General features: G+C 68.9%; 14 protein-coding genes. 9 read left to right on the plus strand and 5 right to left on the minus strand.

All coding sequences use genetic code 11. The features are described from left to right. Positions 1-10 precede the first annotated feature (10 nt). Complete coding sequence (gene secF, locus H6900_07115; GenBank protein MCC0073044.1) at positions 11-991, plus strand: protein translocase subunit SecF; 981 nt, start codon at positions 11-13, stop codon at positions 989-991. Beyond that, a complete protein-coding gene (locus H6900_07120) occupies positions 988-1,365 on the plus strand; it encodes an Mth938-like domain-containing protein (GenBank protein MCC0073045.1) in 378 nt (125 codons plus the stop codon). The genes secF and H6900_07120 overlap by 4 nt, the downstream gene beginning before the upstream one ends. On the opposite strand, the gene H6900_07125 is transcribed toward H6900_07120, so the two are convergent. Further along, positions 1,341-2,114 (minus strand): folate-binding protein YgfZ, encoded by a 774-nt coding sequence (locus tag H6900_07125; GenBank protein MCC0073046.1) that lies wholly within the window; start codon positions 2,112-2,114, stop codon positions 1,341-1,343. The genes H6900_07120 and H6900_07125 overlap by 25 nt on opposite strands. A gap of 54 nt (positions 2,115-2,168) precedes the next feature. Beyond that, positions 2,169-2,858: a tyrosine-protein phosphatase gene (locus tag H6900_07130; protein MCC0073047.1), complete on the minus strand. Its 690-nt coding sequence runs from the start codon at positions 2,856-2,858 to the stop codon at positions 2,169-2,171. 105 nt (positions 2,859-2,963) lie between these two features. On the opposite strand from H6900_07130, the gene H6900_07135 reads away from it, so the two are divergent. Further along, positions 2,964-4,151 carry an alanine--glyoxylate aminotransferase family protein gene (locus H6900_07135; protein MCC0073048.1) on the plus strand — a complete coding sequence of 396 codons (1,188 nt, stop codon included), beginning with the start codon at positions 2,964-2,966 and terminating at the stop codon, positions 4,149-4,151. A gap of 30 nt (positions 4,152-4,181) precedes the next feature. Here the strand turns inward: H6900_07135 and H6900_07140 are convergent, their stop codons facing one another. Next, on the minus strand, positions 4,182-5,366 hold the full coding sequence (locus H6900_07140) for a YbfB/YjiJ family MFS transporter (protein ID MCC0073049.1): 1,185 nt from the start codon (positions 5,364-5,366) through the stop codon (positions 4,182-4,184). A gap of 145 nt (positions 5,367-5,511) precedes the next feature. Here H6900_07140 and pheS point away from each other — a divergent pair, with 145 nt between their 5' ends. From pheS to H6900_07165, 5 genes are all read left to right on the plus strand, one after another. Continuing rightward, entirely contained in the window at positions 5,512-6,573 is a 1,062-nt protein-coding gene (pheS, locus tag H6900_07145) for a phenylalanine--tRNA ligase subunit alpha (protein ID MCC0073050.1), read from the plus strand. A 114-nt stretch (positions 6,574-6,687) separates the two neighbouring features. Further along, positions 6,688-7,755, plus strand: coding sequence for a GSCFA domain-containing protein (locus H6900_07150; protein MCC0073051.1), 1,068 nt, complete (start codon positions 6,688-6,690; stop codon positions 7,753-7,755). After that, positions 7,736-8,485 (plus strand): hypothetical protein, encoded by a 750-nt coding sequence (locus H6900_07155; protein MCC0073052.1) that lies wholly within the window; start codon positions 7,736-7,738, stop codon positions 8,483-8,485. The genes H6900_07150 and H6900_07155 overlap by 20 nt, the downstream gene beginning before the upstream one ends. Positions 8,486-8,629: 144 nt before the next feature. Next, positions 8,630-10,102 (plus strand): 2-isopropylmalate synthase, encoded by a 1,473-nt coding sequence (locus H6900_07160; protein ID MCC0073053.1) that lies wholly within the window; start codon positions 8,630-8,632, stop codon positions 10,100-10,102. Positions 10,103-10,188: 86 nt separating this feature from the next. Further along, positions 10,189-10,563, plus strand: coding sequence for a hypothetical protein (locus H6900_07165; protein ID MCC0073054.1), 375 nt, complete (start codon positions 10,189-10,191; stop codon positions 10,561-10,563). Positions 10,564-10,576: 13 nt separating this feature from the next. On the opposite strand, the gene H6900_07170 is transcribed toward H6900_07165, so the two are convergent. Beyond that, a complete protein-coding gene (locus H6900_07170; GenBank protein MCC0073055.1) occupies positions 10,577-11,227 on the minus strand; it encodes a ribonuclease T2 in 651 nt (216 codons plus the stop codon). A gap of 149 nt (positions 11,228-11,376) precedes the next feature. On the opposite strand from H6900_07170, the gene H6900_07175 reads away from it, so the two are divergent. Next, positions 11,377-12,153 (plus strand): DUF1013 domain-containing protein, encoded by a 777-nt coding sequence (locus H6900_07175; GenBank protein MCC0073056.1) that lies wholly within the window; start codon positions 11,377-11,379, stop codon positions 12,151-12,153. 30 nt (positions 12,154-12,183) lie between these two features. Here H6900_07175 and H6900_07180 read toward each other — a convergent pair whose 3' ends face one another. Next, positions 12,184-12,612: a hypothetical protein gene (locus tag H6900_07180; protein MCC0073057.1), complete on the minus strand. Its 429-nt coding sequence runs from the start codon at positions 12,610-12,612 to the stop codon at positions 12,184-12,186. Positions 12,613-12,695: the final 83 nt, after the last annotated feature.

Here is a 12,695-nt window from a genome sequence, read left to right on the forward strand (position 1 = left end):
GGATCGACCCATGTTCCGGCTGAAACTCGTTCCCGACGATACCGACATCAACTTCATGGGGCCCTGGCGCTACACCTTCGGCGCCTCGGTGGTTCTGGTGGTGCTGGCGCTGGTGGCTTTCCTGTCCATCGGTCTGAACTTTGGCATCGACTTCAAGGGCGGCACCTCGATCCGCACCGAGGCGACGCAACCCGTGGATGTCGGCGCCTACCGGCAGGCGATCGTGCCGCTCAACGTGGGCGATGTCGCAATTTCGCAGGTTTTCGACCCCTCGTTCGGCCCCGAGCGCAATGTCGCCTCGATCCGGATCCAGGCGCAGGACGGGGCCGAAGCGGTGTCGCAGGACATGCTCGGACAGATCCAGACAGCGTTGCAGGGTGTGGACCCGTCGTTGCATTTCACCTCGGTCGAATCGGTCGGGCCCAAGGTTTCGGGCGAACTGGTGCAAGAGGCCATCCTGGCGGTGCTGGCCGCGCTGGGCGCGGTGCTGGTCTACATCTGGTTGCGGTTTGAATGGCAGTTCGCGCTGGGCGCCGTCGCCGCGCTGGTGCACGACATCATCCTGACCATCGGGGTGTTCACCGTGCTGCAATTGCGGTTTGACCTGACGATCATCGCGGCGCTTCTGACCATCGTCGGCTATTCGCTGAACGACACGGTCGTCGTCTTCGACCGGATCCGCGAGAACTTGATCAAGTGGAAGCAGCGCAGCCTGACCGATGTCATGAACCTGTCGCTGAACGAGACCCTGACGCGCACCTTGATGACCTCGTTCACCACGCTGATCGCGCTGGTCGCGCTGTTCGTGCTGGGCGGCGACGTGATTCGCGGCTTTGTGTTCGCGATGATCTGGGGCGTCTTTGTCGGCACCTGGTCGTCGATCTATGTCGCCGCGGTGATCGTGAAGATGCTGGGGGTGCGGCGCGATCTGGGCAAGGGCGGTGACACCTCGGCGGCGGGCACGCAGTTCGCCACCTCGGCGCCGAAATGAACCTGACCGAGATCGACTTTGGCGCGGCCCGCCCGATCGAGGGGTATGGCGCCGATTTCTACCGGCTGGACGGGGTGGCGCACCCGGCGCCCGTGGTGATCGCGCCGGCGCGGGTTGCGGCCTGGGGTGGCTATGACGACGCCGCGCCGCTGCTGGCGCTGGCGGGGCAGATCGACGTGCTGTTCATCGGCACCGGGCCCGAGATCGCGCCCATTCCCGCGGCGTTGCGCCAGACGCTGGAATCGGCCGGGCTGGGGGTCGAGATCATGGCCTCGGCCGCCGCGTGCCGCACCTACAACGTGCTGTTGTCCGAAGGGCGGCGCGTCGCCGTCGCGCTGTTGCCGGCCGGTCAATCGACGGGCGTCACCGGCTGACCACCCGCACTGAGCGGGCCCTCGATCCGGTCCATCCGCATCAGCGCCAGCCCCTTGCCGTCCGCCTGGGTATAGACCGCACCGGCCTCGCGCCCGTCGGCCATCAGGACCGGGGTTCCGGGCGGCACCGGGCCGGCGGGCAGGGACAGCACCACCAGACCGCGCCTGAGCTCGGTCTTGTGGTGCATTCGCGCCGTGACCTCCTGGCCCACGTAGCAGCCTTTGCGGAAATCGACGCCGTTCAGCCGCGCAAAGCCCAGTTCCAGAATGAAACTGTCGCCGGGGATCAACTCGGCGCCAGTCTCGGGCACCTTCCGCGCGATGCGCAGCGCGTCCCAATCGACCGCTGCCCCTTGCGTCAGCGCCTGCCCGTAGAGCCGCCAGCCCAGCCCCGGCTCGCGGGGGTCTGCCAGCGCGCCCCGGGGCGCCGGGCCGATTCCGCGGGTCACTGGCAGATCGGTGCGCGCGATCTCGACCCGGGAGCGCAGCCTGAACATCGTCAGGCGGCGCGCCAGATCGTCGGCCAGCCCCCGGGCGACGTCGATCAGCACCGCGTCGGGCTGCGCCACCAGCAGGAAATCCGCGATCAGCTTGCCCTGCGGGGTCAGCAGCGCGCCATAGCCGATGCCGTCGCGCAGGACGCGGCCCATGTCCTGGGTGACCAACCCTTGCAGGTATTTTTCGCGGTCGGGGCCGGTGACACGCAACAGGGCGCGGTCGGGCACGGGGGCGCAGCGGGTTTCGGTCATGGGACTCTCCTGTCAGAGGCCGATATAGGCCGCGCGATGCCCTTGCACAGCCCCTCAGCCCCAGCGACGGCCGGTGCGCTGTTCGTAGGCGGCGATCACGTCCCACAGGTCGTAGTCCGTCTCGACCCAATCGCGAAAGCTCTGTCCCCGGGATTCGCCGTTGCGGGCATAGAGCAGGAAGAGGTCGTCCTGGATCCCCTCGGGGCCATCGGGGTTGTGGCGAAAGCGGCGCGACAGCTGCTGCATCGCTTGCGCCGTGTCATCGCCGCATTTCACCAGCCGCCAGACCGTCGCGGCCGTGCCGGTGCGGTCCGCGCCCGACTTGCAGTGAATGACCAGGGGCAGTTCGGCGGCGTCGAAGATGCGGATCATCGTTTTCAACGCCTCGGGGTGGGGCGGGTTCTTGGCCGCCAGGTCGATCGCGTGGAACGCCAGGCCCAGACGCGCGCAGGCTTCCTGTTCGAACAATGCGTAGCTTTGCGCGGGCTGGCCGCGCAGGGACAACACCGTGCGCACCCCCTCGGCCGCCAGTTTCTCAAGATCGCGGGGCGTGGGCTGGTTCATGCGCCAGACACCCGGGGCGACCTCGGCCCGGTTCTTGGACCAGGCGCGCAGAAAGGCGTGGTCGATCAGTTGCGTGTGCCACCAGGCCCGCCTCCGCCCGGCCGGGGTTGCGATGTCGCCCGCCCAGGCATCGTCCAGACGCCGCCGCAGCGCCTTGGCCCGCTGCTTCAATCCCTTCATCCCGTCCCCTTGTTCGGCGCCCCGGGTGCTGCACGCGCCCCGGCGAATCGGCGTTGACCGCATTTCCGAGGGTCACTAACCATAACCTCCGAAGGAGACACCATAATGACCCTTGCCGCCGGCCGCCACTACCTCGCCATTCCGGGACCTTCCGTCATGCCGGACCGTGTGCTGAATGCCATGCATCAGGCTGCGCCGAACATCTATGAGGGGCCGCTGATCGACTCGGTCGCGCCGATGCGGCAGGCGCTGAAGGACGTGGCGCTGACGCGGCAGAATCTGGCGATCTACATCGGCAACGGTCACGCCACCTGGGAGGCCGCGAACACCAATGTCTTTCGTCGCGGCGACACCGCGGTGGTGCTGGCGACGGGGCGTTTCGGCCATGGCTGGGCGGATCACGCCCGCGCGCTGGGCGTGGATGCCCGCGTCACCGATTTCGGCAAATCCGCGCCGGTGGACCTGGCCCGCGCCGAGGCCGCGCTCAAGGACGCGCCCGACGCCCGCGCGGTGCTGGTCACGCATGTCGATACGTCCTCGAGCGCGAAGAGCGACATCGCGGCGATCCGGCGGTTGATGGACGATCTGCGGCACCCGGGGTTGCTGATGGTGGACTGCATCGCATCGCTGGGTTGCGATGAGTTTCGCATGGACGACTGGGGCGTCGATGTGATGATTGCCGCCAGCCAGAAGGGGCTGATGACGCCGCCGGGCCTGGGCTTCGTGTTCTTTTCCGATCGCGCGGCCGAGGTCGGCCGCGGCGCCGATCTGCGCACGCCCTATTGGGACTGGACGCGCCGAACCGCGCCGGGCGCGTTTCACGAACACTGGTTCGGCACCGCGCCGACGCATCACCTGATGGGCCTGCGCGCGGCGCTGGACATGATCCACGAGGAAGGGCTTGCCAATGTCTGGGACCGCCACGCGCGCCTGGCCCGGGCGGTCTGGGCCGCGGCCGAGGCCTGGGGCCAGGGCGGCGACTGTCGGCTGAACATCGCCAGCCCCGCGCATCGCGGGCACTCGGTCACCGCGATGCGGCTGTCCAACGGCGACGGGACGCGCCTGCGCCGCTGGTGCGAATCGCAGGCCGGGGTGACGCTGGGGATCGGGCTGGGCATGGCCGAGCCGGGCTCGCCCGCGGCGGACGATTTCTTCCGCGTGGCGCATATGGGGCATGTGAACGCGCACATGACGCTGGGCGTGCTGTCGGTGATGGACGCGGGCATGAAGGCGCTGGACATTCCGCACGGACCCGGCGCGATCGACGCCGCGGCGCGCGCCATGCTGGCCTGACCGCCCCGGTGGTGCCCGGGGCGGGGCGGGTCAGGGCGTCTCGTCCAGCGGGCGCTGAAGCGTCGCGACGGCGGCACCCACCAGCAGCACCCCGGCCGCAGCCAGCAGCGCGGTGCCGATGCTGCCGGTGCGGTCCCCCAGCCATCCGGCGGCGTAGGGGCCGACCGTCTGCGCCACGGCGAAGACCACGGTGAACAGGCTGATCGCCGGGCCCCAACTGTCGGGCGGCAGGTTCTTGCGGGCGAAGTTCGTCACCGACGACGGCGCCATGAACACGCACGAGCCAAAGACCAGCGCCGACACCGTCAGCCCCGGAACGCCCGGCCACAGCACCGGCAGCGCCGATCCGATGGCGATCCCGGTCAGCACCATGGCCAGCGGCCGGCCGCCGGAATGGCGGGCAAAGACGCCGCGCCACCAAAGCGGCGACAGGGTGATCGCGCTGCCAACCAGGACCCAGATCAAGGCCACTTGCACGGGCCCCGCCTGCTGTTCCTTCATCCAGGCCGACAGAAAGGTCAGATAGACGATATACCCCAGTCCGAAACCCGCGTAACCCGCCAGTTCGCCCGCCATGCGGCGCAGCGGCAGGGGCACGGCACGGGTCTGGCGGGCCTGGGGCGCGCGCGCGGCGCGGGCCGCCCACAGCCCCATCGGCACGCAGACCAGGCTCAGCCCGCCGACCACGAACCAGGCCCAGGGCCAGGACTGCGCCCCCCATTGGGCCAGCATCGGCGGCAGGGTCGCGCCGCACAGCACGATCGCCGATCCCCCGCCCGAGCCGAACAGGATCGCGATCCCCAGCGCGTTGCGCCTGGGGTTGTCCGCCCAGAGCCGGGCCGCCAACGCGCCAGCGGTGGAAAAAGACAGCGCCCCGGCCAGGCCGGTGATGAAGCGCCACAGGCTTTGCCACCAGAGCGCCGGCACAAGCCCGGTCGCCAGGATGGCCAGAGCGGTCACCACCAGCCCCCAGGCGAACAGGCCGTTCGGGGCGCGCCGACGCAGGGCGATCATCGTGCCGACCGCCCCCAGGATATACCCCAGCGCGTTGGCGGTGTTCAGCCAGCCGGCCTGGGCATAGCTCCAGCCCAGATCGCTGCGCATCGCGGGCAGGATCAGCCCATAGGCGAAGCGGCCGAACCCGTTGGTGACCAGAACGCCCAGCGCCAGCCCCAGCAGCACCAGCCACGGATTGGCCCCCCTGGTGTCGGTCATCGGCCCCTCCTGTCGTTGTGCCCCGGGGCCTTGATGCCGCAGCCCGCGGGCCGCCACAAGTCCACCTGAACCGCCCGACGGGCGTCGTCCGCTTGCATTCGCGCCCGGCGGCGGATAGCAGAAGCGCGTCAGTCCGGAGGCCGCCATGCAGAACCTGCGCGAAACCTATCTTGCCCGCATCTCGGGCGCTGCCGATCAGGCCGCGCTGGAAGAAGTGCGGCTTGCCGCTCTGGGCAAGAAGGGCGAGATCAGCCTGATGATGCGCGAGCTGGGCCGCATGACCGCAGAGGAGCGGCAGACGACCGGCAAGGCGCTGAACGATCTGAAGGACGAGATCGACACCGCGCTTCGCGCCCGCAAGGTCGCGCTCGAGGATGCGGCCCTGGACGAGCGGCTCAAGGCCGAGTGGCTCGATGTCACGCTGCCTGCCCGGCATCGCCAGCGCGGCACCATCCACCCAGTCAGCCAGGTGACCGAGGAATGCACCGCGATCTTCGCCGACATGGGCTTTCGGGTGGCCGAAGGGCCGCAGATCGAAACCGACTGGTATAACTTCGACGCGCTGAACATCGCGCCCGAGCATCCCGCACGGCAGGAACATGACACGTTCTTCATGCACCGTTCCGCGGGGGACGCGCGCCCGCCGCATGTGCTGCGCACCCACACCTCGCCGGTGCAGATCCGGGCGATGCAGGCGCAGGGTGCGCCGATCCGGGTGATCGCGCCGGGCCGTGTCTACCGGATGGACATGGACCAGACGCACGCGCCCATGTTCCACCAGATCGAAGGCATGGCGATCGACCGCGACATTTCGATGGCCAACCTGAAATGGGTGCTCGAGGAATTCTTCACCGCCTTTTTCGGCACCAAGGTGAAGACGCGCTTTCGCGCCTCGCATTTCCCGTTCACCGAACCCTCGGCCGAGGTGGACATCCAGTGTTCCTGGGTGAACGGCCAGCTTCGCGTCGGCGAAGGCGACGGCTGGCTCGAGGTTCTGGGATCGGGCATGATGCATCCCAAGGTGCTGCGTGCCGGCGGCGTGGACCCCAACGAATGGCAGGGCTTTGCCTTTGGCATGGGGATCGACCGCATGGCGATGCTGAAATACGGCATCCCCGATCTGCGCGCCTTTTTCGAAAGCGATCTGCGCTGGCTCAGGCATTACGGGTTCGGCGCGCTCGAGGCCCCGACGGTGCACGCCGGGTAACCCGCACGCACCGGTCGCTGGGGGCGACCGGCGACGAGAGGGCTTTGTATTTTCTCGCGTTTATGGAACACTCGCGTTTCCCGAAGGGTTGGGTAGCGATCGAAAGAGGGTCCGATGACGCCGTATTCCCGGGTCAATGCGCGCGGTTTCTGGCGTCCGGCGGTGGCCGAGCGCCACATGCTGGACATCACCGACCTTTGGCAGCCCAAATTTCCCATCGGCCGCGAGGATCGGATTTCGACCTATGGGTCGTGTTTCGCGCAGCACATCGGCGCGGCACTGCGCGGGTCCGGCTTTCGCTGGTTCGAGGCCGAGGAACCGCCCTTCGGCCTGTCGCCCGAGAACCGCAAGCGATTCAATTACGGGGTATTCACGGCCCGGACGGGAAACATCTATACCACCACGATGCTGCTGCAATGGGTGGACTGGGCGCTGGGTCATGCCCCGGTCCCCGACGAAATCTGGGAGGACGGCGGCCGCTTTCAGGACCCGTTCCGCCCCGCGATCGAGCCCGAGGGATTCGACTCGGTCGCGGAACTGCGCGCGTGCCGGCAGGCGACGCTGGCAGCGTTCCGCCGGTCGATCACACAGGCGGATGTGTTCGTCTTCACGCTCGGCCTGACCGAACGCTGGATCAACGCGCGGCAGGGCCATGAATACGCGGTCTGCCCCGGCACCGCCGCCGGTCGCTTCGATCCCCAGGCCCATGTCTTTGCGCCCCTCCAGGTCGCGCAGGTGCTGCGCGCCCTGGGCGAGGCGATGGACAAGATGCGCGCCGTCCAGCCCGCGCTGCGCTTCCTTTTGACGGTCTCGCCGGTGCCCCTGACCGCCACCATGAGCGGCAAGCATGTCCTGGTGGCGACGATGGAATCGAAATCCATCCTGCGCACGGTGGCCGGGCAACTGGCGGCGAATCGCGACCATGTGGATTATTTCCCGTCCTACGAGATCATCAACGCGCCCGCCTTTCAGGGGGTGTTCTTCGATCCGAACAAGCGCACCGTGAACCCCGCCGGGGTGGCGTTCGTCATGCGGCAGTTCTTTGCCGGGCTGGGCATTGACCCGTCGGCGCCCGGCGGATCGCAGCCCCCAAGGGGCACGCGTCCGGGCCAGGACGCGACGACCGGCGCCACCGAGATCCTGTGCCACGAGGAGTTGCTCGATGCCTTCGCGAAACGGTGACCCCCGCCGACGCCTGTGCATCCTGGGCAACAGCCACGTCGGCGCGCTGAAACGCGCCTGGGACGCGCGGGGCACCGCCAGCCCCGAGGCCGACGTCGCGCCGACCTTTTTCGCAAGCCGTCACCGGGGGCTTTCGCAGGCCAGGGTCGAGGGGCGCCATCTGGTCCCCGGAACCGAGGACCTGGCGCGCGACCTGGCCTTTACCTCGGGCGGGGACGGGACCGTCGCGCTGGACGATTTCGACGCGTTTCTGGTCTATGGTCTGTTCGTTCCCGCCTATCGCGACGCCGGGCAAAGCTATTCCGCCGCCTGCCGCATGGCGGCGCTGCATGACCATTTCGACCACCGGATCGGCGTGATTCTGGCGCAGTCCCTGCGTGCGGCGGTCGATGTGCCCGTCCTGATCGCGCACGACCCCTTGCCCGCGGACCCGGGCGGCGTGCAGGGCCGGCCCGCCGCGCGCCGCGATCACTACCGCGACACCATCGCGATGGTGAACGAACGGTTCTTTGCGCCGGCCGGGTTGACCATGCTGGCCCAGCCTGCCGAAACCCGGGTGCCCGAACGCCCGTTCTTTACCAGGGCCGCGTATGCGCGCGGCTCGCGGCGGCTGGCGGTGGGCGACGCGCTGGACGACGGGGCGCACCCGCACGAGGACCGGCTGCACATGAACGACGCGTTCGGCGCGTTGGCGCTGGACACGGTCCTTGAGGCGCTGCGCTCGCGTTAGGGGCGCCGTGCCAGGGGGTTCCTCAACCCAGTGGGGTGCGCGGGTCACGTTCCGGTGGCGGGGACTTGCCAGGAACCCCGCCCCTCCTCTAGGTTTGGCGCCGCATCCAGCGGGATCGCGCCAGACCAGAGGGGAATTCACCGCATGACGCCGTTCCAGATCCGGGTGGCCGCCATGGGCCTTGTGGCCTGTCTCGCCTTTCCCGCGCTTGCGCAAGAGGGGCTGAGCGAGGTCATCACCCGCCAGTATGACGATGGCGGCATCTACGAGGGCACCTTTCTGGACGGGCTACAGCACGGGCAGGGGACCTATCGGCTGCCCAACGGGTTCGAATATTCGGGCGACTGGTCGCATGGCCAGATCACCGGCACCGGCACCGCGCGCTACCCGAATGGATCGGTCTATACTGGCCAGTTCGAGGACGGGCGCCCCAATGGCGAGGGGCGCATGGTCTTTGCCGACGGCTCGTCCTACGAGGGGCACTGGGATCAGGGCCGGATCATGGGTCAGGGCACGCGGCGCTATGTGACCGGCGTGGTCTATACCGGCGCCTTCGACGACAGCCAGCCACATGGCCGGGGCGTGATGGAGCGCCCGGGCGGGCTGCGCTATGACGGCGAATGGCAGCATGGCCTGCGCGAGGGGCAGGGCACGATCACCTATCCCGACGGCTCGGTCTATACCGGGGGAATGCACAACGACCAGCGCCACGGCGAGGGGCGCCTGACCCGCCCCGACGGCACCGTCTATGACGGCGAGTGGTCGGACGGCATGCTGGATGGCGCGGGCGTTCTGACGCTGGCGAACGGCGACCGGCGCGAGGGCACGTTCGCGCAGGGCATGTTGCAAGGCGCGGGCCGACTGATCCTGGCGAACGGCTCCATCTATGAAGGCGAGTTCCGCGACGACCTGCGCCACGGGCGCGGGCGGCTGACCACGCCCGAGGGGTATGTCTATGCCGGCGACTGGGTGGCGGACCGGATCGACGGGCGCGGCGTCATGACCGCGCCGGACGGTGCGCGCTATGACGGGCAGTTCCGCGACGGCGTGCCGGATGGCGAGGGCGTCATCACCTATGCCGACGGCACCGGCTACAGCGGGCACTGGTCCGAGGGCCGGATCGAAGGGCAGGGCCGCGCGCGCCTGGCCGAGGGCATGATCTACGAAGGCGGCTTCCGGGCCGGTCTGCCGCAGGGCGACGGGCGCATGGAATACCCCGACGGGCGCATCTATACCGGGGCCTTCGTGAATGGCGTGCGCGAGGGGCAGGGCGTGATGGTCTACCCCGACGCCACCCGCTACGAGGGCGGCTTCCTGGCCGGAGAACGCGAGGGGCAGGGCACGATCACCATGGCCGACGGCTTTACCTATGCCGGCCAGTGGCACGGCGGTCGGATCGAGGGGCAGGGCATTGCGACCTATGCCTCGGGCGATGTCTACGAAGGTCAGTTCGTCGATGGCCAGCGCGTCGGCCAGGGGACGCTGCGTTACGCGGGCGGGCAGGTCGCCTCGGGTCGCTGGGAAAACGGTGTGCTGGTCGAACCGGATGCAAACCCGGGCTCGGGCGCCGCGCCCGCCGCTCCGGCGCCGCAGGATGCCACGAACGGCAATGGCTGACCTGTCCGGTTGATCTGGCGCAGGGCGCGGCGCGGGCCCCGGGTGCAAGCTTGCGCCACGTCCGCCCAACCCCGCAGGAGCCCCGCATGGCCCGTTTCGCCCTGATTCTCGTTGCCGCAGTCCTGGCCGGGGGCCCTGCCTGCGCGGCGGACCCCTGCGCCGAAAGCGACCGCCTGGCCGCCTTGGGAAGCCCGCAGGCGGCGGATTTCGAGCGGATCTGCGCGTTGACTGGCGCGGTCGATCTGACGCCTGAATGCGTGGCCTATCTGCGCGCCCTGACCGAACCCGACCCGGCCATCGCGCCGGCGCGCGCGGTGCTCGATTCGCTTGCCGGGGTTTGCCGGCATTCGATGCCCGGGGTGTCCGTGCCGTCTGTCGCGCCCCGCGCCGCCCCGCCGCTGACCTGCGGCGACGACGGGGTGGAATGCCGTCCGCCGGACCCCGCGGTCGAGGTCGAGTGACCCGCGCCCGCCGTCAGCGCAGGGGCAGCAGCGTCGCCGCGTCGAGCGAACATTCGCGCCGCAGGGTTTCGCGGTCGCATTCCATGGGGTCGAGCGACCGGGTCAGGCAGATGCGCAATTCGACCAGATCGCCGCGCTGACAGCTTGTGACCATCATGTCCGGTGTCAGCTCCGGGTTGGCCTCGATGAAGGCGGCCTCGACCACATCGGGGTCGATGCGCAGCTCGCGGTTCACGCCGGCGAAGACCTCGGGCAGGTGGATCGCCCCGGTCGCGCGGCGCACCAGCGCGAAATAATCGCGCGCAGACAGGCCGGAACAGCGCCCGTGCTTGTCCCATTGATGCCAGGCCGACCCCGAGGTGCCGAACAGATCGGCCTGGTCCGCGGTCTCGCGGCGCGAGGGGTCGCGCTGTCCGGTCAGGCAATGTTCCGGCCAGTCGCCGCCGGTGTTCTGCGGCCAGAGCCCGTGCACCGCCCATCCGACATGGCGCCCCTCGCCGCAGCGCGGATCGCGCCGGTCGTCGCCATCCGTCGCGCAATAGGCCGGAATCCAGCTGAGCGCGAGAAGGTAGTGATCGAACACGCCGGCCCGGTCCTGGGCCGGGGCGGGCGTCGCCAGGGCGATAGCGGCAAGAATCGGCGAAAGGGCCGTGATGAGGCGCATGGGAACCTGCATTTTCTCTTTCCTCGAACAGTCGGGGCGCTTATATATGCTCCATTCCCCGAAATCGAGGATGCACGGCCCGCGGCCGTGGCCGGTCCCTCCGGCGAGCGCCGCGCCATGCGGTTCTCGTGTGATGAAGGATCGAGACGATGGCAGCTAAACCGCTGATGGCCAAGGCGACCGCCGTGTGGCTGGTGGACAACACGACCCTGACCTTCCGGCAGGTCGCGGATTTCTGTGGCCTGCACGAGCTTGAGGTGCAGGGTATCGCCGACGGCGACGTGGCCACCGGCGTCAAGGGCTTCGACCCGATCGCCCACAACCAACTTGACGAGATCGAGATCAAGAAGGGCGAGGCCGATCCGCTTTACAAGCTGAAGCTCAAGTTCAACCCGGCCTCGGTCGGCGAGGAAAAGCGCCGTGGCCCGCGCTATACCCCGCTGTCCAAGCGCCAGGATCGTCCCGCCGCGATCCTGTGGCTGGTCAAGTTCCACCCCGAACTGGCCGATGCGCAGATCCGCAAGCTGGTCGGCACCACCAACCCGTCGATCCAGGCGATCCGCGAGCGCACCCACTGGAACATCCAGAACATCCAGCCCATCGACCCGGTGGCGCTGGGGTTGTGCCGGCAGTCCGAACTGGACGCCGAGGTGCAGAAAGCCGCCAAGAAGCGCGAGGCCGAGGGTTCGGTCATGAGCGATGACGAGCGCCGCAAGCTGGTCTCGACCGAACAGTCGCTGGACATGGCGCCCGAACCCCGCCTGCCGCGCAATATCGCCGGGCTTGAGACCTTTACGCTGGGCGGGTCCTCGGGCGATGCCGAGGACGAGAAACGCCCGGTGGACTATTCCAACGCCGACAGCTTCTTCAATCTGCCCGACGCCGACGAGGACGACGAGGACGACAGCGACGATCCGCGCCGCTGATCGCCGTATCGGACCGATTGCGGGCCGGGGTTACCAGGTGGTGACCCCGGCCCGTGCCATTCTCAGGCCCGCGCCGGTGGCATTGGTGCAGGTCAGCCCGCTTTGCGCCGACAGGCAGGTGAACGCGCCCTGCTGCCAGAACCGGCCGTAGGGCAGCACCGGCCCCGCGTCCAGCCCCGGCATCTCGCCCGAGGCGATGGGCACGGGGTGGCCCTGGGCGTGGTCCAGGATGACCACGGTATAGGTCGGTTCGACCCGGGTGCAGTGCAGCTCTTCCTGTCCGGTGAAGGTGGCATAGGTGGCGGTGCCGCCCGCCGGGATATACAGGCACCCCACATTGCCCGAGGGCATGACGAAACTGACGGTGCCGTCGGGCGCCACCGGAAAGGCGGTTTCGTTGCCCCCTGCCCAGGCTGGGGCGGCGGCGGTCAGGGCGATCAGCAGGGCGAGGCGGCGCATATCCGGCTCCTTGATTGGGGTCCTTTCCTGTGTCTCATGGACCGGCGGTCGGGTTCAATCGGGATGCCAATCGCCGCGACCGC

This window comes from Rhodobacter sp. (assembly GCA_020637515.1).
Lineage (GTDB): Bacteria > Pseudomonadota > Alphaproteobacteria > Rhodobacterales > Rhodobacteraceae > Pararhodobacter.

Bases quoted from the DNA above. Each gene is read 5' to 3' on its own strand.
- H6900_07120 (MCC0073045.1), top strand. From the start codon at position 988: ATGAACCTGACCGAGATCGACTTTGGCGCGGCCCGCCCGATCGAGGGG.
- H6900_07160 (MCC0073053.1), top strand. From the start codon at position 8,630: ATGACGCCGTTCCAGATCCGGGTGGCCGCCATGGGCCTTGTGGCCTGT.
- H6900_07165 (MCC0073054.1), top strand. From the start codon at position 10,189: ATGGCCCGTTTCGCCCTGATTCTCGTTGCCGCAGTCCTGGCCGGGGGC.
- H6900_07170 (MCC0073055.1), bottom strand. From the start codon at position 11,227: ATGCGCCTCATCACGGCCCTTTCGCCGATTCTTGCCGCTATCGCCCTG.
- H6900_07140 (MCC0073049.1), bottom strand. From the start codon at position 5,366: ATGACCGACACCAGGGGGGCCAATCCGTGGCTGGTGCTGCTGGGGCTG.
- H6900_07135 (MCC0073048.1), top strand. From the start codon at position 2,964: ATGACCCTTGCCGCCGGCCGCCACTACCTCGCCATTCCGGGACCTTCC.
- secF (MCC0073044.1), top strand. From the start codon at position 11: ATGTTCCGGCTGAAACTCGTTCCCGACGATACCGACATCAACTTCATG.
- H6900_07155 (MCC0073052.1), top strand. From the start codon at position 7,736: ATGCCTTCGCGAAACGGTGACCCCCGCCGACGCCTGTGCATCCTGGGC.
- H6900_07125 (MCC0073046.1), bottom strand. From the start codon at position 2,114: ATGACCGAAACCCGCTGCGCCCCCGTGCCCGACCGCGCCCTGTTGCGT.
- H6900_07150 (MCC0073051.1), top strand. From the start codon at position 6,688: ATGACGCCGTATTCCCGGGTCAATGCGCGCGGTTTCTGGCGTCCGGCG.
- pheS (MCC0073050.1), top strand. From the start codon at position 5,512: ATGCAGAACCTGCGCGAAACCTATCTTGCCCGCATCTCGGGCGCTGCC.
- H6900_07180 (MCC0073057.1), bottom strand. From the start codon at position 12,612: ATGCGCCGCCTCGCCCTGCTGATCGCCCTGACCGCCGCCGCCCCAGCC.
- H6900_07130 (MCC0073047.1), bottom strand. From the start codon at position 2,858: ATGAAGGGATTGAAGCAGCGGGCCAAGGCGCTGCGGCGGCGTCTGGAC.
- H6900_07175 (MCC0073056.1), top strand. From the start codon at position 11,377: ATGGCAGCTAAACCGCTGATGGCCAAGGCGACCGCCGTGTGGCTGGTG.